The organism is Marinobacter sp. CA1, from assembly GCF_020546665.1.
Taxonomy (GTDB): Bacteria; Pseudomonadota; Gammaproteobacteria; order Pseudomonadales; family Oleiphilaceae; genus Marinobacter; species Marinobacter xestospongiae.
This window is the reverse complement of sequence record NZ_CP071785.1, coordinates 3,059,689-3,078,334: the sequence shown is the minus strand read 5'-3', so window position 1 is coordinate 3,078,334 and position 18,646 is coordinate 3,059,689. Positions and strand designations below refer to the sequence as shown.

Below are 18,646 nucleotides of genomic sequence, written 5' to 3'. Positions count from 1 at the left end.
TAAACCGGTTTGGGTTATGGGGTTGTGTTTTTGCTGATGGCCGTGTGCAGCATATCTTTGAGCGTGTCTTCCAGCGGGCGCAGTGAGGGCGCTTTGATCAGCGATTCCAGCCGACGACGATCTCCTTGCAGGCTGGGAATCTCATTGCGACGAACAAACGCCGGATTGACCTCAATGTTGATCTGGTAGCCTGCCAGCCCGCATAACGTCTCCATCAACTGGCGCAGCTGGATTGTCCGTCCTGAGCACAGGTTGACGGCCTGGCTGTGGGCGTCGCTTTCCAGCAGGGCGATGTAGGCCTGGGCAATGTCGCGTACATCGGAGATGTCCCTGGCGACGTCCAGGTTCCCCAGTTCGATGGTCTGGGCTCTTTCGGCCAGGTGCTGGACCATCTTGGGCACCAGAAAGCGAGGGTGTTGTCCCGGCCCGGTGTAGTTGAATGGTCGGGTAATCAGGATCTGCAATCGCGAGAACCAGTTGGCCGCCAGATGTTCCATGGCCAGTTTACTGATGCCGTAGTGATTGACCGGGGCAGGGCACAGGCTTTCATCCAGCACCGGCAGGTCGCGGTTGCCATAGACGTTGGAGGTACTGGCCAGAATGACTTTGCGAGGAGCTGTTGGCAGCTCTGACAATGCGGCCAGAAGGTGTTCGGTGCCCAGAGTATTGACCCGGTAGAAATCCTCCGGGGTTGGATGAGCAACAAATGACAGCGCCGCGAGATGGATCACATAGTCCGGTTTGGCCTCATTGACGACCTCACGGACCTGCGCCGGGTCGGTCAGGTCCATTGCCCGAATCTGCGCGGCAGGCAGATCGTGATGGCCCGTGCCGGTCACCCGGTAGCCACGCTGTTGCAGGGCGGGTATCAGGTGGTCACCGGTAAAACCGCTGGCGCCGGTGACCATTACATGGGGTGCGTCAGTCATTGTGAGTCTCCATGGTTCTGCTCGATGCTCAATGCCGGAGGTAGCCAGGCCACGCCAAGGAATCGGTCCTGCTGGGCGTTAACCACCTCAAAGGTGCAGGCAAGATCACGCCAGTGATAGTTCTGGCGGACGTGAGTATCGTCGGCGTGAGCCGCAACCGAGAACGAGTAGCTGCCTTCGCCCAGGTGGCAGGGGAAGCGAAAGCGGTAGTTGAGCGTTTGACCTGGCTTCAGGTCTGAACGCACCGCCTTGAGGTAGTGGGTATTGGTCCCAAACACGTCCTGGCGCAGGCGATCCTTGATGACGTAGCCGATGACCAGTTCTTCCACGGGTTCATGGATGGCCACAGTCACCACCAGTTCCAGGGTCTGGCCGACGGTTGCCACTTCCACTGGCGTTCCCTCGTCGGCGTCTCGCAGTTCGACGGTGGTAATCTCAGCCTCCCCTGTACCAGAGGTGGTGGCGACACGGCCATCCTCCCGCATCTCGCTCTCGACGCTGTGGCGTTCATTTCCCTTGTTCGCGAGCATGGCATTGTAGTAGTCCATGATGGCTTCTGGCTCGCCTTCCCGGCTGATCTGGCCGTTCTCCAGCAGGATCACCCGATCACAGATCCGCTGGATGGCGCCACGGTCGTGTGAAACGATCAGTAGGGTGGTGCCAGCCTGCTGCATCTCCCGAATCTTCTCGAAGCTTTTGTGCTGGAAATAGGCGTCACCTACCGCCAGGGCCTCATCGACAATCAACACCTGGGGGCGTCGGGCTGTGGCGACTGCGAACGTTACCCGCATCTGCATTCCGCTGGAGTAGGTGCGAAGGGGGCGGTCGAAATACTCGCCAACCTCGGCGAAGGCTTCAACCTCAGGTACCAGAGCCTCAGCCTCTTCGGCACTCAGCCCCATCATGCTCAGGCCATGGCGGGCATTTTCGCGACCGGTGAACTCGCCGTTGAAGCCCATGCCCAACTCCAGAATGGCCCGAACCTCACCAAACAACTGAATTTGCCCCTCAGTTGGCGCCAGGGTGCCGGCGATCATTTTCAGTAACGTGCTTTTACCCGCGCCGTTTTCCCCAATCAGGCCGACAGCTTCCCCGGAGTAGACCTCAAAGTTCAGGTGTCGAAGAACCCACACATCCTGCACATTGTGAGTGGGCAGGCCCAGCCAGCTTTTGATGCGCTGCCTGGCGTTGGGGTAGCTACGAAAGGCCTTACCGAGATTTTCAACGCTGATGAGTACGCTCATGCTTCTAGTGCCTGATGGTTCTGAAATGCCATTGTCGTTCTGCGGCCGTAGGGTGCTGACAATCTGCTCATAGGTGGTCCGCCAGTTCATGGCGTACCCGCAGGTACAGGCCCGCGCTGAGGGCAGTGAACAGCAAGGCGATTCCGGCAATCATGAGCAGGTGCCATTCGGCCGGGTTGCCCTGGTAAAGAATCACCTCCTGGAAGGCGGCGGTCAGCTTGGCGACAGGGTTCCAGTCAAAATAGCCGTGGTATTCCACCGGGAGCATGGGAACGGCGTAGACAATGGGCGTCAGCCAGAACAGAAACTGCAGGATAACGGGTACTGCCTGGTTGATGTCGCGGAAGAACACGTTCATCAGGCCCAGCAATAGCCCGATGGACAGGCCAAACCAGACGGTGAGCACGAACATTGCCGGTATCCACAGGCTGTGAAGGGTTGGCCAGTGGCCAAGAAAAAGGAACACCACCAGCATCATCGAAAGCAGGGCCAGTCCATTAATGCTGGCGCTGCCGAAGGCGATGATTGGCAGCAAGGCTCGGGGGAATGCGACCTTCTTGATCAGTTCTCCCTGCTCAACGAAGATTCCAAGCCCGCGCGCCAGCGACTCTGAGAACAATGTCCATGCCAACATGCCGGACATCAGGTAGATGGGGTAGGCGTAAACCGTTGAAGTTGCCGGGAGCTTGGCCGCCATTAGATGCGACAGGATCAGGGTGTAGATCAGTACCATCGCGAGCGGCTGCACCAGTGCCCACAGCAAACCCAGCTTGCTGCGGGCGTACCGTGCTTTCAGGTCATTTCGAATGGCGCTGCGGACGAAGTAGCGATAGCTCCACCAGTAGCGCGCGACGGCGAACAAACGGTCCGTCATGCGCCGGTATCCTCGATTTCGGTTGCGGTGGAAACGCTCACGTCGCGGAGCCCCGTGAGCCAGCGGCAGTCGGTGTCAGCCGCTTGCAGCAAGGCGCGATGGCGGCCGGCTACCCGGTGCCAGTCGTGTTCGGCAAGCCAGTTGGCGCGGGCTTGGTGGACCCCTTTCAGTTGATCTGCGTTATCGCCATGCCAGGTAGCCTGGATCAGCTGGGTGATGTCGTGACTGTCAAATCCGGGCAGCGTGAGAGTTGCCTGCCGGACTTCCGAGAATATCCGCGCCGGGGTGACCGCAACCGTGTCACAACTGGCAACCGCGGTACGAACTGCGGCACTGCTGGACTCCGGGGTTTCGCGGTAAGGCAGAATCAGCAGGTCGCAGCCTGCCAGCCGTTGGGTCATGTCGGCCTCTTCCAGAAACTCTGTGCAGAATTCTGTTCGATCTTCCAGGCCATGTTTTTGCAATCGTTGCTGGCAAAGTTGGCGATAGTGGCCCGAACCTGGGCTGGGGTGTTCGCTGTTCAGCAGCAGCAGGCGAGCATCTTTGGCATCGGGAGTCTGCTTCACAAAAGCTGCAAAAGCATCGATGAGCTCAAGAATGCCCTTGTGGGGAAACAGGAAGCCAAAGCCGCCCACGGTAAAGGGACGTGCGTCGCTGGATTCTTCCCGGGTTTTGGTGACTCGCGCGACGCCCTGGGGTAGCAGGGCGAGGTTGTCTATAACGCCGAGCTGCTTGAGGTTGTTCATGTCAGAAGGTGTATGCACGATCACCCGATAAAACTGATTCAGGGTGTCGGCGGTCTGGCGACGGCGTTCCTCTGGCAAGTCCAGCAGCGGCAGGGTTGCGTGCAGGGTGATAAAGCGAGCGCGGCCTTGCCGGGTCGCCTCGGCGATCGCCCGGCTGACGCTCTCGTCCAGCGGGAAGAAGCCGGGGTGGTACTGCAGCCACAGGGCTTCTGGTGCCTGGGACAGTTCCGCCAGGCGCAAGGTGCCTTGCTGTTCCCAGGCAGGCCTCAGGCTCTGGAGCTGGTCGGCAAGCGGGGCTTCACCGGGTGCCAGCAGATGGCTGGGAGCGAGGACTGATACCGGCGTTCCCTGTGCTATCAGGGTCTGTGCCAGATAGCGACTGTACTCCGCGATTCCGCAGGCTTCGCCCCAGGTGCTGATGAGGGTGACGGATGGATTTGGTGCTTCTGCCTGGGCGTCAAAATCCAGCAGGTGTTGCAGCCCAGCATGCAGTCGGTGGCGGGCATTGTCGCTAAAGAATTGCTCGGTGATCCGTGCCTGGGTTTCGGCCATTGACGCTGGCAACTGATTATTTCGAAGCTGTTCAATGACCGTTTCGCACTGTGCAATGAGGTCGTTGACGTCCGGGTTCACCCACAACGAGCCTGGGGTTTTGAGGTGTGAGCCGGAGGGGGCAAAGCGATAATTGACCAGTCTGGCGCCATCGCCAGTCAGGAAGTCGGTGTGTGCACCATAGCCAGTGGTAACAACCGGCAGCCCATGCCGGATAGCCTCAATCGCCGGCAGGTTCAGGCCCTCGCCTCGGGTTGGCAATACCATCGCTGAGGCCTCCTGATACAGGGACTCCATGGCGTTGTCGTCGTAGTCTTCCTGAATCAGGGTGATTCTGGACTGAAGCGCCGCCGGTACCCGTTCGGCCAGTTGCGCCTCGGTATCGTTGTGGGGATTGGGAAAGGTTTTGATGACCAGTTCCAGATCCTTGTGGCGCTCCAGCAGCGTGGCAAAAGCGTCCAGCAGGACGTCGGCCCCTTTGCGTGGAAAACAGGAAGAGACGTGCAGGAATCGCAGCGGAGCATCGGTCTTCGCCGGCAGCGGTTGCGCGCGGCCATCGTCCAGTGGCAGTGGTACCAAGGCAATTGGACGATAGCATCCGGAGTCGATCAGTGCTTTTCGCACCAGCCAGCTCATCACCAGCACACCTCGATAATTCTCGTTGATCTGTTCAATGGTCTCAGGAGGGACGCGAGACTCCTCCCAGAAGAACACCAGAACTGGCAGGCCCTGAGCAGGGTCGGGATTCTCCACGACCGGGAAGTGATGGTAGATCGCCACATCACCCTCACACCCGGATGTGCTGACCAGAGGCTGCAATCGGCTCAGTTGTTGGCTTGGAGCATCTTGGATGGCATCGGTGCGTTCGCCTTCCCTGGGCAGCAGGCACAACTTGGTGTGGCCGGTTTCAAGCAACGCTACTGCCAGGTGACGATTGACTGCTGCCAGGCTGTAGGAGCCACTGAAGTGGCCTTCTATGCAGATGGCCAGCTTCTGATCTGATGAAGGCGCTGTTCTGTCGCTAAATTCATGGGTGATTGACCGAATCGTAGCGGGTTTGAGACTGTCTGGCATCGGGCCCGTGGGGGTCTCATCGCTGCCACCGAAGCCACCAAGTGAGTCGCCGCTCGCTGTCAGTCCGATACGTTTGGCCATGCGACTGGCCTGATGTGTCATGCCGAACAGGCGCATGAGCTTGATCAACTGCCACTGGTAGAAAAGCCTGGTCCTGGCAGAGTGGCGAAGCTGACGAAACCGTTCACGCTCCCGGACATATCGGTAATGCAGGGGCTGCAGTATCCGTGTCAGTACCGACAGTGCACGCAATTTCTGTTCATGGCTATCCAACAGGTGACGGTAGTCTTGCAGCAGCTGCGCATGGTGCGCCATCAGTTTCTGGTGCTCTGCGGTGAGTAGCCTGTGTTCCTCGTCTCGCTTGGTCTGCTGGTTCTGTCGTTCCAGCAGACCCTCGAGGCTGGCCGTTAATTGATGGCCCAGATGCGTGGTTTCCTTGGCGAGTCGATCAGTTGTTTCGCGGTGATGGTTATCAAAGCGTGTTGCGAGCTCTTCAAGTGTGATGCCTTTACTTTCTTTAGCTAATGGCAGAAAGGCGTTCTCCGCTCCCTCATGGCCGGGTTTCTGGGCAAGGATGGCATAGTCTGGGCTGGCATCTCGCATGACTGTGTATAGCGAGGGTGCCTGGTGCCTCAGGTTGTCTGCTTCATTCAGGCGCCAAACCGTGGTGGTTTCAAACCCGCTGAACTCTGTTGCGAACTTCAGTAGTGCGGGCGGGAGGGGCTTGATATGAGTCGGGTCCATGTAGAAATAGCAGGACCCAATCAGCGGGTTTTCCGGATTAGGCGTTTCCAGAATCAGTAAACCACCGGGTTTCAGAGCCCTGTGGGCTTGTTGGAGCAGGTCATTCAGCGCATCGAAGGGTATGTGCTCAACCAGGTGGAAAGCTGAAACCAGACCAAGAGAATTGTCCTCTGTGCTCTTAAGAAAATCGATGGCATCAGCATTTACGACGTCGAGATCCTTTTGTTTGCAGGCTGCAAGCATATCGCGGTCTGTGTCGATACCCCGGGCCTTTAATCCATATTGCCCAACTAACTTAAGCCATTCCCCACGACCGCATCCGAGATCAACCGCAGCGCTACCTGGAAGTAGCTCCTCCAGTAACTCCAACGCTGGCGCATACACCGAAAGTTTCTCGGTAATCGTATCCTCGCTTCCGCGATGGGACTCTTCGAATTGCCTGTAGAAGCCAGTGGTCATGGGGATTCCGGTTACTCCAAAGATGTTGCAGCCATATGAAACTAGGGGGCTGAAAAGCGGTGCATATTACCATTGATGCGGTTCCGGCGATAACCGCTTCTGGCGGCACAGGCGATGATCCGAGGTTGTTTCGGTAAGTTGCTATAATGACGTTTAATCCACTATTGATGGCGTTGACCGCCCGGTTTCAGGAAATGACTTCCTGACCAACAGGTTGATGACCCTGGCGGTAGGCTGCAGGGGGAAGGGAGTGAGGCTGACCGTGTGAAATAAATCGCTGCGATTGCGACGAAAACATCAGTCATTTTGAAGAAATTTCTCGAAATCTTGCTGAAATGTAACTAAATTGGCTGTAGTTTGATCACCTTGCGGATGTTTTGGGGGGTATTTGTGATAATATTCCCAAAAATGCGTTTTCCCCGCTGTTTTCTCTGATGTCAGTTTTTTGCAACTGAGAGCGGCAGCGTTTGTCGTCAGGAACGAGGCGGGTCTACAAGGGTATCCATGTTCGAACGGTTTCTTCAGCTCCCCAGGCTGACCAAAAGGTTATTGACGGTCGCATCCGACGCGGTGGCTCTGGGCTTTGCTCTCTGGGCATCGGTTTCTCTTCATCATGGCATTTTCTACTTGCCCCCCGACTGGGAAGGTGCGGCCGTCTATGGTCTGACCGTCATTGCTACTGTGCTGGTGTTTGTCAGGCTCGGGCTCTATCGGGCCGTTCTGCGATTTCTCAGCGATCGTGCCATCCTCACCATCAGTGCCGGCGCCCTGACATCCGTGGCTTGGCTGTGGGCATTCAGCAAGGTTGTTGGCACGCCGCTACCTTCGATTGTGCTGGTGGTATATGGAGCCCTGGCGTTTCTGTTTGTTGGTGGCACCAGGCTGGGCGTTAGAGCTTTGATCAACCGGCCCGGGAATCGCAATAAAGAGCCCGTAGGCATCGTCGGCGTCGGTGAAACCGCACGGCAGTTGGCATCCGCGTTGGCGCACGGCACCGAGTTTCGGCCGGCGGCGTTTTTTACGCTTGAACCATCCGGCCATTTCTCCCTGGTATCTGCCATTCCCGTGTTCAATATCAGCCACGCAGAACGTGTGGTACGTGAACTTGGCCTGAAAAAGGTTCTGCTGGCGTTGGATTCGGAAGACGCAGAGCGTCGCAGCCCATCCGAGAAAGACGGCCTAAGTGGCCTCAGGTTCCGGCAGCAAATCCTCAATCGTCTGGAAACGCTTTCGGTGCCGGTTCAGGCGGTGCCTTCCGTGTCTGGCCTGGTGTCGGGGCGAGTTCGGGTCAGCGACATCCGGGATCTGGACATTGAGGACCTGCTTGGGCGATCACCGGTGGCCGTCGATAAAGCGCTGCTCTCCGAAGGCCTGCAGGGGCGCTCGGTGATGGTAACCGGGGCGGGAGGTTCCATCGGTGCCGAGTTGTGCCGGCAGATTATTCGACAGCGTCCGCGAACCCTGGTGCTGTTTGAGCAGTCTGAGTACGCGTTGTATCAGATTGAGCGGGAGTTGCAGGGGCTGGCGGACTCCGAGCGTGTGGATATTGAACTCAAGCCCGTGCTCGGCAGTGTCCTGCACCGACGCCGATGTGTGTCGGTGATGAGTCAATATGACGTTGAGGTGGTCTATCACGCAGCGGCCTATAAGCATGTGCCGCTGGTGGAAGAGAACGTGATTGAAGGGGTGCAGAACAATGTGTTCGGTACCTGGTACACGGCGGAGGCGGCCATTGAAGCTGGCGTGTCGCGATTTGTGCTGATCTCCACGGATAAAGCGGTACGACCCTCAAATGTGATGGGGGCCACCAAACGACTGGCGGAGCTGGTGTTGCAGGCGTTATCGGCCAGGCAGCAGAGCACGGTGTTTACGATGGTGCGGTTCGGTAACGTGCTCGGGTCGTCCGGTTCCGTGGTGCCGCTGTTTCGCGAGCAGATTCGCGAAGGTGGCCCAGTCACTGTTACCCATCCCGATATTACCCGTTATTTCATGACCATCCCCGAGGCCGCCCAGTTGGTGTTGCAGGCCGGAACCATGGCCAACGGAGGGGAAGTCTTTGTGCTGGATATGGGCGAGCCGGTCAAGATTGCGGATCTGGCTCGCAAGATGATTCACCTGATGGGGTTGACCGAGGTCTCACTGGCCAACGCTGGCGGCGATATCGAGGTGGTCTACACCGGGCTGCGTCCCGGGGAAAAACTGTTCGAAGAGCTGCTCATCGGCAACGACCCCCAGGGAACCCGCCATCCCCGAATTATGATGGCTCGGGAGCACGCAGAGTCCTGGCACTTTGTGGCTGATCTGCTGGAGCAGTTGAGTAAGGCCAGCCATGGCTTTGATGTGGCGCGAATCATTCAGTTATTGGTGGATGCACCTCTGGGGTATGCACCAGCGTCCAGACCCGATTCCGCTGAAAGTACGACCTCTGAGCTGGCAGCGCTGGCGAATGGATTACCCGACAATGTGCGACCGTTTAAAGCTGGGCGCGATGCGGCCGGTTAACGTGTGAATGCCGGGAGTGAACTTGTCGGTTGACTGCTGATATCCTTGCGGCCATGAACGCCGCTCCCAAACCCCTATCCCAACAACAGCCTCTGGTAAGCATCGCCATGCCGGCCTATAACGCTGAGGAGACTCTGGCGGAGGCCGTCGCGTCGGTGCGGTCGCAAACCTATCCTCACTGGGAGCTTTTGATTGTTGATGATGGTTCCAGCGATCAGACCCTTGCGATAGCCAAGGCCCAGGCCAGCCAAGATGAGCGCATTCGAGTCATTGCTCTGGCGTCGCCCTCGGGAGGGCCTGCGATTCCTCGTAATCATGCCATGGCGGAATCTTCCGGACGCTATCAGGCGTTTCTGGATGCCGATGACCAGTGGCTCCCTGAGAAGTTGGCCACGCAAGTCGCCGCGATGGAGAGGGAAGGGTGGGCGATCAGCTGTACGGCCTATCGTACCTTCGGTAACCAGACCGGGTGTTTTGTGCCGCCGGACAAGGCAGGTCATTCTGATTTGCTTTCGGAAAACACCGCAGGGTGTTTGACGGTCATGTTTGATCGCTCGCTGTTTGCCGATGCGCGGTTTCCAGTGTGTGGCCATGAAGATTATGCGCTCTGGTTGTCCCTGACATCCAAAGGCCACGAGATCAGGGGCATTTCGCAGCCACTGGCGCGATATTGCGTACGTGCTGGATCGGTTTCCTCGTCTGCCTGGCGGGTGTTGGGGTTCTTCTGGCGGATCTATCGTGACCAGGAGAAGTTGGGAGTGGCAACGTCCTTTTTCTATTGTTTGAGATATGCATGGAACACCCGCAACAAGTATCGCCGGGCTCTGTGAGGTGGTCGGCGCTGTCGCTGGACGATGCTGAGGCTTTTTCAAGCCTTCTTGTCACTGGTGCCAGCGGCTTTGTTGGTCGTCGGTTGCTGCAAGCGTTGCAGCACGCCTTCCCGCAGACCCGAATCCGTGTAGCCGTCCGGCGCACTATCTCTGGGCTTTCCCCGGAGATTGAGCAGGTGGTTGTCGGCGACTTCAACGCTCATACCAATTGGGCAGCTGTGCTCTCAGGCGTTGATGGGGTGATGCACCTGGCCGCCCGTGCACACAGGATTGGTCGCGAAGTCGGCGTAAACCATGCCAGTCTATGCCAGGCTGTGAACCGGGATGCAACGGAGGGATTAATTCGAAGTTGTGTGCAATCCGGCGTGCGCAAGTTTGTTCTGCTGAGTACCGTGGGGGTTCTGGGGCGTCATCGTGATGTGCTGAGAGACACTGACGCTGCAGCACCGGATGATCCCTATTCAGTGTCCAAATGGGAGGCGGAGCAATGTGTTCGTGCGGCCTGTCGGGGCTCGTCAACCCGGTTCGTTGTCCTCCGATCGCCTTTGGTTCTTGGATCTGAAGCGCCAGGCAACATTCGACTGTTGCGGACCTGGATTCACCGCCGCCTGCCTCTGCCACTGGCGACGGTAAAGAACCGGCGCAGCTTTATATACATCGACAATCTCGTTGATGCCCTAATGTTGGCGTTGGTGCATGGTAACGCGGATAACCGTTCTTTTCTTCTGGCCGATGATCTTACTCTATCGACGGCGCACCTGGTGCGAGCTTTAGCTGGTGAACGCAGGTTTGCGCTATTTCCATTCCCTCCGAAGTGGATACGTGGTGGTTTGACTTATTTGGGTAAATCCGGGCAGGCGGAGCAGTTGCTTGGGTCACTTGAAGTGGATGGAAGTTACTTCCGGGAATGTTTGCGGTGGACTCCTCCGATAACCAAGGAAAATGCATTACTGGCATTGGGCAGTAACGACAAGGGATCGGAATGTTGAGTGTGGTTACGCTTTTTACGATGTCTGCCTTCGTTGTGGTGGTGCTGACCGGCCTTGTCCGGCATTACGCACTGACCCGCAATATTATCGACATCCCCGGCCAACGCAGCTCCCACGCGATTCCCACGCCCCGGGGTGGAGGCGTTGCCATCCTGGCAGGCCTGTTCCTGGGGTTGCCGGGGCTGGTGTGGCAGGGCAGTGCTGATGTTGCCTGGTTGCGGTGGCTGTTGCCACCGGCGTTTGCCGTGGCGGCGATTGGCTGGTGGGATGATCACCACCACGTGCCGGCCCGTTGGCGGTTGTTGGTTCACTTTTCCGCAGTTATCTGGCTGGTTGCCGGGTTGGCCCCGCCTTCATCCCTGCTGTCCTGGGGGCAGGGACTGGTGGCGGTGGTGGCGCTGGTCTGGTTCCTGAACCTGTACAACTTCATGGATGGTATTGATGCCCTGGCGGCATCCGAAGCGGTGTTCCTGTGCTGTGGAATCGGGCTTCTGGGGCTGCTGTCAGGAGCCCCGGAGTTGGCGCTGGTGGCGTTTCTGGTGGGGTTCTGTGTCGGTGGCTTCCTGCCCTGGAATGCGCCGCCTGCGCGGCTGTTCCTTGGCGACGTTGGCAGTGGCTTGCTGGGGTTGGTGCTGGGCGCTTTGCTGCTGCGGGAGCTGGACCTCGGCGTCCCGCTGTTCGGCCAGTCGCTGTTCTGGGCCTGTCTGATCCTGCCGGCAGTGTTTGCGACCGATGCCAGCCTGACCCTCGCTCGCCGTGTGCTGGCCGGCAAGCCGCCCCACGTTGCCCATCGCAGCCATGCCTATCAGTACGCGTCCCGCCGCTTTGGTGGCCACCGCCCAGTGGTGGTGGCGGTGCTGGTCATCAACTTTGTCTGGTTGCTGCCCCTGGCGGCCGCGGTTCAGTTGCAGTGGTTGACCGGGCCGGTCGCTCTGGCTCTGGCGTACGTGCCGCTGTTGGTGCTGGCCTGGCTGTTGAAGGCAGGGAATGAAGCCGCACAGGAGATGCCGGAAGCTCCCTGAAACGCGCTTTCCCGTCTGTTTAAGGCCCATGCTATGATTCGCGCTTTGATGCCATTCCCGGGGAACGTCTGACTGTGTTTCGAGTCTCCCCGAACCTGGAGTGGGCAATGGGCTGAGACAGTAGAGGCGTTTCATGAAGAAGATTGCGGTAGTCGGGCTGGGCTATGTGGGCCTGCCCCTGGCCGTGGCGTTTGGTGGCCATCGACCGGTGGTAGGATTTGACATCAACCAGCAGCGTATTGCCGAACTCCGCTCCGGTAAGGATCACACCCTCGAAGTTGCTGCCGCCGAATTGGCCGCTGCGGATCAGTTGACGTTTACCGATCAGGTTCAGGAGCTGGCTGACTGCGATATTTTCATCGTGACGGTGCCTACCCCCATCGATGAGTTCAAAGCGCCTGATCTGACCCCGCTCGTACGTGCCAGTGAAACCGTTGGTGCCGTCATGCCCAGAGGTGCCATTGTGATCTTTGAGTCAACGGTATACCCGGGTGCGACGGAGGAAGTCTGTGTACCGGTACTTGAGCGGGAATCCGGGCTTCAGTTCAATCAGGATTTCTTTGTCGGTTACAGTCCTGAGCGCATCAATCCGGGTGATCATGAACACCGTATTACCAATATCCTCAAAGTGACCTCTGGCTCTACCGCAGAAATAGCTGAGGAAGTGGACGCGCTTTATGCCAGTGTGATTACCGCGGGCACCCACAAAGCCAGCTCCATTAAAGTCGCCGAGGCAGCCAAGGTTATCGAGAATACCCAGCGTGATCTCAACATTGCCCTGATGAATGAGCTGGCCATGATTTTCTCCCGTCTGAACATTGATACCCAGGAAGTCCTCGCTGCGGCCGCCACCAAGTGGAACTTTCTGCCTTTCAAGCCGGGCCTGGTGGGAGGGCACTGCATCGGGGTTGACCCTTATTACCTCACCCACAAAGCCCAGGCGGTTGGTTACCATCCCGAGATCATATTGGCCGGACGACGTGTTAACGACAACATGGGAGCCTATGTGGCATCGGCTCTGGTAAAGAGCATGATTCGTGCTGGGCAGGCCGTAGCCAATGCGCAGGTATTGATCATGGGACTTTCCTTCAAGGAAAATTGCCCCGATCTTCGTAATACCCGTGTTATTGATGTGGTTAATGAACTCCGTGAATTTGGGTGTCAGGTTGATGTTGTTGACAGCTGGGCCGATGCGGATGAGGCGCAGCAGGAATATGGCATCGAATTGAAGCCGTTGCCTGACGAGGCAGACTATGACGCCGTGGTGGTTGCGGTCCCCCATCAGGATTACGCAGAGATGTCACCGAAGTCATTGCGTAGGCTGCTAAAGAACGATGGCATTCTGTATGATATGAAAGGCATCTACCCGTTAGGTATGGCGGATCTGCGTTTGTAATCAGCCAACCGCTACTGGTTTCGGATCGACCGTTTCAGTCGGTCCGCCCAGTTTGGTGCCAATTGAGAATGATGGTGCTGGATCAGGCTGACTGGATTTGTCCCGTGAAATGGGATTTCAGATATGCGCCTAACTACGTACAACCAGATACTTTGTGTTACCGATTTACAGAATTTAATCTACCAATCTTCATTTTTTTGAACCTTAGGACTTTTATTTCAAGAAAGTCTTTCTATAATTACTGCCGTTGAGAGTAAATTCTATAATCACTTTGGATAAGGTTTCCTTCAATGGCTAAGATTAACGACTACTATCAAAAGAAACAGCTTATGGAAAAGCTCTCCGAAGAACTGCGTCAACTGGAACAGGACCAGGCTCTGAAAAAAGAGCTGGAGTTCGAAGACAAGGTTCGGGATCTCATGAAGGAATATGAAAAGTCACCGAAGCACGTACTTCAGATTCTCAACGCCATCGATCCGGCCATTGGCGGCGGTAAAGCAGACGCTGGTACCGGCACCCGTGCCAAGCGTCCGATGAAGACTTACCGTAACCCGCACACTGGCGAAACCGTAAAAACCCGCGGTGGTAACCACAAGACGTTGAATGAATGGCGTGACAAGTACGGTAAAGACGCGGTTCACAGCTGGCAGGAAGCCTGAGCGTGAGATCGGCAATAATGCATTGCCGAAGGTTTGGCTTGCCTGGCGCCTGAACCTGGGCTCTGTGGCTTGGGTGCTATAACCTGAAAGCAGCGTTCCGATCTCGGAAGCTGCAGCCCGGAGCACCGATTTGTGCAATACCCGGGTAAGGTTCAACCAGGTAGCAAGCCGAACTGACTCTGCGAGCTAAACGAAAAAGGGGCGTCTGTTGAGGGCGCCCTTTTTTTATTCTGTTCTGTTCTGTTCTGTTCTTCTCTTCTCTGATCTTTTGCCCTGACCCCGTAAGGGTTGTCAGTTTGGCACGCTCAATGCCCGCAGAGCCTTGTCCAGGGCTTCCGCATCCAGTTGCTGATGGGTAATCAATTCCAGCCTCGATGCCTTGGACTGTTCCAGGCGTGCCACTGACAGAGCCCCATCCGCCATATTGATGCTGCACCAGCCGCCGGAGGTGTGTAGCAGGCCTTTGCAGCGTTCAACCCTGGCTTGCCGCAGCCAGGCCAGCAGCTCGGTTTCGCGGAACTGGATCTCGGGGGCGATGTACCAGCCCACACTGAAGTAACCCTGCCCCTGGTTGTGTCGGACTTGCCAGGGCTGCACCTGCAAACTGGCAAGTGGTTCGGGTTCGTGGTGGTTGTGATGGCTGTGTCCGTGGTGGTGTGGGCTGGGGGGCGGCAGCAAGGCATCGCCGTGGCGCCCCTCAAGCCAGTGTGGCTGAAGCTGTCCCTGGCGAGTGCTCAGGTACTGGCGTTTGGCGGGGAGTTGATCTGCTGCCCAACGTTCGAAGCTGTTCAGTTGCTGATGCGTGCACTGGTCCGTTTTGTTGGCGACCAGGATATCCGCTGCCTGCACCTGGGCCTGAAACAGTTCGTGGTCCTGAAAACGTGGGTCATCCAGTTTGCGCGGGTCCACCAGCGTAATCACCGGGCCGAGCCTGAGCACATCCTGATAATGCTCGTTGCCGAGAATCTGCAGAATCTGATGGGGATGGCCCAGGCCCGTTGGCTCGATCAGCAGCCGGTCTGGTTGTGCCTCGTGGATCAGCCGGTTGAGGCCGATCTGCATAGGCAGGCCTGCGACACAGCACATGCAGCCGCCAGGCACCTCGCGTATGTGGGCGCCTTGCTCGGCCAGCAGGCTGCCGTCGATACCGACTTCGCCAAACTCATTGACCAGCACGGCCCAGCGTTCGTCATCAGGTTTCTGTTTCAGCAGATGCTGGATGGTGGTGGTCTTGCCAACACCGAGGGTGCCGAAGATCAGATTGGTTGGAATGGGGGAGGTTGCCATGAATGCTCTATTGCGCCTATCACTAAAACTGAAACGTTATAACATTTTCGTGGGTGCAGTAGTATGGCTCGCTTCAAGGAATCGAGCTGGAGTTAATCAGAGGCTCGTCATACGTGGCTCCCGAATCAACGGCTCTCCAGCGCCGCCAGTTTCTCGTTGGCCTGTTGCAGCGCGAGTTTGGTGGAGGCCACGTCGGTGACGTCGTACACCATCAGACAGACTTTCTGGACCTGGCCATCGGTGCCGGACAGGGGACTGATGGTGAGGTTCTGGTACATCAGCGGTTCGGTGCCGGTGATGGGGCGGGGATTGCGGAAGGGGAAGACCCAGGCCCGCTGCTCCCAGGAGGTGAACGCCCGAGTGCGCAGAGTGACCACGGTATCAATCTTGCGGCGGAGCCAGGTTTCCGGCAGGTCGGGGAACAGCTCGAACAGGCTGCGGTCGTGAACCTGGCTGGCAGTAAAGCCGCTGTGATGCTCCATGAATCCATTCCAGGCCTGAACCTGACCGGCGAGATCCACCACCACCAGTCCCACTTCAATCGATTCCACCATGTCTGCCAGCCAGTGGAAGTCCTGCAGTTCAGATGAAGGTGTGGTCATGATGCGCCTCGTCGTTGTTCTGGGGCTGTATTTTGGCTGTCTTGCGGTTCAATCGCTTAGGTACTGCAGGGATTGTTCCAGAAACGGTACCGAGTCTTCGGTCAGGACCACCAGAAGATCGCAGTGCAGATCATGGCCTTCGATCTCGTAGCGGATCTCAATGCACAGCAGGTGCTCCTGATGCTGGCCGTGATACTCCAGCAGTTCGTTGATCCGTTGGTGTTGGCCCAGTAGTGTCGGGTGGCCCAGCCCCAGTGACAGGTTGAGCTGGGTGCCAAAGCCTTTCAGAAATGCGCCGAACAGAATGCCGGACAGGTCCATCAACACCTCTACGGCAACGGTCTGACCGCTGTCGCGGTAGCCCAGCAGCGACGCCATGTTCTGGATGCTGCTGTCTGAAAACAGCAGCAGCGCTTCGCCTGCAAGTCCGGCACCGGTAAAGCCCTGACACACCGCGGAATAGGTGTCGCTGTCGTCAGCGGCGGAGATGGCCATGTACAGCTCTGAACGGGCGAGACGGTCAACCTTGGGAATGGGCTGGCGAATGAAGGTGCCCAGTAATCGCGCCAGCAGGTCCGACGCCTGACCCATGGCAACGTTGGCGATCTCCTGAAGGTAGCCGTTCAGGTCGACGGAGCCGGCGCCATCCGCATCGTTGGGTTGTATCTCGGGGGCTGTTGTCTCGCTGGAGGATGTCTTGGTGGACGATGCCTCGGCGGACAGTGACTCAGGGGTTGGCTGCGAAGGTATCTCCGGTGCTGACTCCGGAGCGTCCTCGTCAGGCCGGTAGATGCCGTAATCCTGGAGCAGGGCTGCGATACGTTCAGGGTCGGTGGGCTTGCGGATAAACTCCAGCGCCCCCAGTTTCAACACCCTTGCCCGCGCCTCGGGCTGGATGTCCCCGGAGACCACCACGGTCATCACCGGGAGGTCTTCCTGTGCGATGGCTTCCAGCACGCCATAGCCGTCCAGCTCCGGCATGTTGAGATCCAGGAAGAGCAGATCCCACTCCTGGCCCCGCAATTGCGACAGAGCGTCGACGCCGTGCTTGGCGAAGTGCACATCCATTGCCCAGTCGGCGGGCAGGGCCCGGGCCATCTGCTTTCTGGCCATTGCGGAGTCGTCACATATCAGGATTCGAAGCGCCATACCCACCCACGCCGGTGACTGTCTGAATTTCTCCCGAGTATAGCAGCCGTGCCTGCGGGTGCTCCTGAAAGGATTCTGCCCGCAACGGTACATATGTGCCAAGTCCATGAAACTTATGGGGAATGAGACGTGAGTCATGATTTCGACGGAAAACCGTCACGAGCAGGCTTGCTGTGATCTGCCTCACTCATTTGGCCCTGGTGACCTGGGTATAGTGCGCCTGCGGCAACAAAAAATTACAAACAGTCGCTTTGTGTAACCGGGCAGGATGCTGTTTCCCCGACGGGGCAGCGCCCTTCACCGGAACAGAAAGAAAGCAGTATTGCAGCCGGACAGCCGCGCGACACAGACGTGTGCGTCCGGAAATCTCCAGGGGACCTCAGAGACCCCCTGACCCAAGCAGTCGCAGTCAAAAACAACAAAGCAGGTCACCCCAAAAACAATAACCACGGGGATGGCTTGCAGGCACACGCGCTGGCATTGGCAGGCCCTGCGGGGCGTTGTCGCCTGCCAGCAGACACTGACTGGTTCAGAGACACATCAACACATGAACAAGGATGCGATTGGAAGCGCCGTCCTTGCCGCCTGCTGCCTGGCCGGACCGCTCGAGGTCCACGCCGAGTTGCAGCCCATTTCCGACCGGGAGATGGGACAGGTGCAAGGTCAGGCCATGATAGCGGTTGATCGAACCGTGGGGGCCAACCAGCAGTTTACCCGCATCGCCATGGGCATGGATTCAGAAATCCAGACCAACCTCGACCGGATGGCGTTGGGGGAGGGGGCCGCCGGTGCCGACCTGGACGTTGAACAGATGGCATTGGGCCACATCTCGGAAGATGCCGCCCGCATACAGTTGGACGGCAACACCTATGCGGTGGGAGACATCGTCCCCTTCGAGGCCATGGATCCCTATTTCGAGCTGGCGGAATCCAACGGTGAGATCGTTGGTATCAGAGTTGGTCTCAACCAGGCTCGCGGCACCGTCTCCGGCAACATTCACCAGTTTTCCGGCAATCTGGGCCTGCAGTTGGACGACGGCAGCGGTAACGTCACGGCGGCGACCCTGTTCGATGCCAATACCCAGGCCACTGGCTATCGCGCCAGCCATATCGGGCTTCAGGACGCCGCCACCGACTGTGCCGCCGGTGTCCAGTGCGCACCGCTGTCGAACCTGCAGACCCTGGCGGTCGGCGAGGCCCAGGCCGATGGCAGCGTGGACTATGCCAAGGACTTTTTCCTGTCCTTCCAGGAGCAGGCGGTGGATTGGCAGTCGCTGGATGGCAGCCGGATGATCCAGGCCGGCCCCGGCGTCCACTTCAATCTGCCCACCAGCATGACGATGGACCTGCCCACGCTGCAGCAGGGCATCCCCCGGGCGAGGACAGAGTACATTGATCGGGGCATGGGGCTGTTCTGAGGCCCCTTGCGGAAGCGCTCCAGGGCGTTGCGGCGGGGGACGGGTCAACGACGGCGCGGTATCTGCTAGACTGCTCGGGATTTTGGCAGGCAGACCGTGCCCGCCCTCCCGTCCAGGCCCGCAGATCCGCCTGGGCCGGTAACGGGGACGGTGCCCAGAGCGTAGGAGATG

At 58.1% G+C, this 18,646-nt stretch carries 13 protein-coding genes and 1 pseudogene; 7 read left to right on the top strand and 7 right to left on the bottom strand.

Annotation, left to right across the window (positions count from 1 at the left end):
- Positions 1 to 14: 14 nt before the first annotated feature.
- The 4 genes from J2887_RS14015 to J2887_RS14000 form a co-directional block, all read right to left on the bottom strand.
- Positions 15 to 929 (bottom strand): NAD-dependent epimerase/dehydratase family protein, encoded by a 915-nt coding sequence (locus tag J2887_RS14015; RefSeq protein WP_227171726.1) that lies wholly within the window; start codon positions 927 to 929, stop codon positions 15 to 17.
- Positions 926 to 2,173 carry an ABC transporter ATP-binding protein gene (locus J2887_RS14010; RefSeq protein ID WP_227171725.1) on the bottom strand — a complete coding sequence of 416 codons (1,248 nt, stop codon included), beginning with the start codon at positions 2,171 to 2,173 and terminating at the stop codon, positions 926 to 928. The genes J2887_RS14015 and J2887_RS14010 overlap by 4 nt, the downstream gene beginning before the upstream one ends.
- Positions 2,174 to 2,240: 67 nt before the next feature.
- Positions 2,241 to 3,047 carry an ABC transporter permease gene (locus J2887_RS14005; RefSeq protein WP_227171724.1) on the bottom strand — a complete coding sequence of 269 codons (807 nt, stop codon included), beginning with the start codon at positions 3,045 to 3,047 and terminating at the stop codon, positions 2,241 to 2,243.
- Positions 3,044 to 6,622: a glycosyltransferase gene (locus J2887_RS14000; protein WP_227171723.1), complete on the bottom strand. Its 3,579-nt coding sequence runs from the start codon at positions 6,620 to 6,622 to the stop codon at positions 3,044 to 3,046. Before J2887_RS14000 ends, J2887_RS14005 begins: the two co-directional genes overlap by 4 nt.
- Positions 6,623 to 7,171: 549 nt before the next feature.
- Here J2887_RS14000 and J2887_RS13995 point away from each other — a divergent pair.
- The 6 genes from J2887_RS13995 to J2887_RS13970 all read left to right on the top strand — a co-directional run bounded on the left by J2887_RS13995 (position 7,172) and on the right by J2887_RS13970 (position 14,020).
- Entirely contained in the window at positions 7,172 to 9,124 is a 1,953-nt protein-coding gene (locus J2887_RS13995; RefSeq protein ID WP_416381865.1) for a polysaccharide biosynthesis protein, read from the top strand.
- A 29-nt stretch (positions 9,125 to 9,153) separates the two neighbouring features.
- Complete coding sequence (locus tag J2887_RS13990) at positions 9,154 to 9,954, top strand: glycosyltransferase family 2 protein (RefSeq protein ID WP_227171721.1); 801 nt, start codon at positions 9,154 to 9,156, stop codon at positions 9,952 to 9,954.
- On the top strand, positions 9,918 to 10,943 hold the full coding sequence (locus J2887_RS13985) for an NAD-dependent epimerase/dehydratase family protein (protein WP_227171720.1): 1,026 nt from the start codon (positions 9,918 to 9,920) through the stop codon (positions 10,941 to 10,943). The genes J2887_RS13990 and J2887_RS13985 overlap by 37 nt, the downstream gene beginning before the upstream one ends.
- 20 nt (positions 10,944 to 10,963) lie before the next feature.
- On the top strand, positions 10,964 to 11,965 hold the full coding sequence (locus J2887_RS13980) for an MraY family glycosyltransferase (RefSeq protein WP_227171719.1): 1,002 nt from the start codon (positions 10,964 to 10,966) through the stop codon (positions 11,963 to 11,965).
- A 133-nt stretch (positions 11,966 to 12,098) separates the two neighbouring features.
- A complete protein-coding gene (gene tviB / locus J2887_RS13975; RefSeq protein WP_227171718.1) occupies positions 12,099 to 13,361 on the top strand; it encodes a Vi polysaccharide biosynthesis UDP-N-acetylglucosamine C-6 dehydrogenase TviB in 1,263 nt (420 codons plus the stop codon).
- Positions 13,362 to 13,651: 290 nt separating this feature from the next.
- Positions 13,652 to 14,020 (top strand): histone-like nucleoid-structuring protein, MvaT/MvaU family, encoded by a 369-nt coding sequence (locus J2887_RS13970; RefSeq protein WP_227171717.1) that lies wholly within the window; start codon positions 13,652 to 13,654, stop codon positions 14,018 to 14,020.
- Positions 14,021 to 14,311: 291 nt separating this feature from the next.
- Here J2887_RS13970 and J2887_RS13965 read toward each other — a convergent pair whose 3' ends face one another.
- The 3 genes and pseudogenes from J2887_RS13965 to J2887_RS13955 all read right to left on the bottom strand — a co-directional run bounded on the left by J2887_RS13965 (position 14,312) and on the right by J2887_RS13955 (position 17,058).
- Complete coding sequence (locus J2887_RS13965) at positions 14,312 to 15,307, bottom strand: CobW family GTP-binding protein (protein ID WP_227171716.1); 996 nt, start codon at positions 15,305 to 15,307, stop codon at positions 14,312 to 14,314.
- A 137-nt stretch (positions 15,308 to 15,444) separates the two neighbouring features.
- A pseudogene (locus tag J2887_RS13960) lies at positions 15,445 to 15,909 on the bottom strand (PAS domain-containing protein); the annotation flags it as partial.
- A gap of 48 nt (positions 15,910 to 15,957) precedes the next feature.
- Positions 15,958 to 17,058, bottom strand: a complete 1,101-nt coding sequence (locus J2887_RS13955; protein ID WP_227171715.1) for a response regulator — start codon at positions 17,056 to 17,058, stop codon at positions 15,958 to 15,960.
- 547 nt (positions 17,059 to 17,605) lie between these two features.
- On the opposite strand from J2887_RS13955, the gene J2887_RS13950 reads away from it, so the two are divergent.
- Positions 17,606 to 18,475, top strand: a complete 870-nt coding sequence (locus J2887_RS13950) for a DUF6160 family protein (RefSeq protein WP_227171714.1) — start codon at positions 17,606 to 17,608, stop codon at positions 18,473 to 18,475.
- Positions 18,476 to 18,646: the final 171 nt, after the last annotated feature.

Coding starts and splice junctions, on each gene's coding strand:
- tviB (WP_227171718.1), top strand. CDS start 12,099: ATGAAGAAGATTGCGGTAGTCGGGCTGGGCTATGTGGGCCTGCCCCTG.
- J2887_RS13950 (WP_227171714.1), top strand. CDS start 17,606: ATGAACAAGGATGCGATTGGAAGCGCCGTCCTTGCCGCCTGCTGCCTG.
- J2887_RS14005 (WP_227171724.1), bottom strand. CDS start 3,047: ATGACGGACCGTTTGTTCGCCGTCGCGCGCTACTGGTGGAGCTATCGC.
- J2887_RS13965 (WP_227171716.1), bottom strand. CDS start 15,307: ATGGCAACCTCCCCCATTCCAACCAATCTGATCTTCGGCACCCTCGGT.
- J2887_RS14015 (WP_227171726.1), bottom strand. CDS start 929: ATGACTGACGCACCCCATGTAATGGTCACCGGCGCCAGCGGTTTTACC.
- J2887_RS14010 (WP_227171725.1), bottom strand. CDS start 2,173: ATGAGCGTACTCATCAGCGTTGAAAATCTCGGTAAGGCCTTTCGTAGC.
- J2887_RS13980 (WP_227171719.1), top strand. CDS start 10,964: ATGTCTGCCTTCGTTGTGGTGGTGCTGACCGGCCTTGTCCGGCATTAC.
- J2887_RS13955 (WP_227171715.1), bottom strand. CDS start 17,058: ATGGCGCTTCGAATCCTGATATGTGACGACTCCGCAATGGCCAGAAAG.
- J2887_RS13970 (WP_227171717.1), top strand. CDS start 13,652: ATGGCTAAGATTAACGACTACTATCAAAAGAAACAGCTTATGGAAAAG.
- J2887_RS13985 (WP_227171720.1), top strand. CDS start 9,918: ATGGAACACCCGCAACAAGTATCGCCGGGCTCTGTGAGGTGGTCGGCG.
- J2887_RS14000 (WP_227171723.1), bottom strand. CDS start 6,622: ATGACCACTGGCTTCTACAGGCAATTCGAAGAGTCCCATCGCGGAAGC.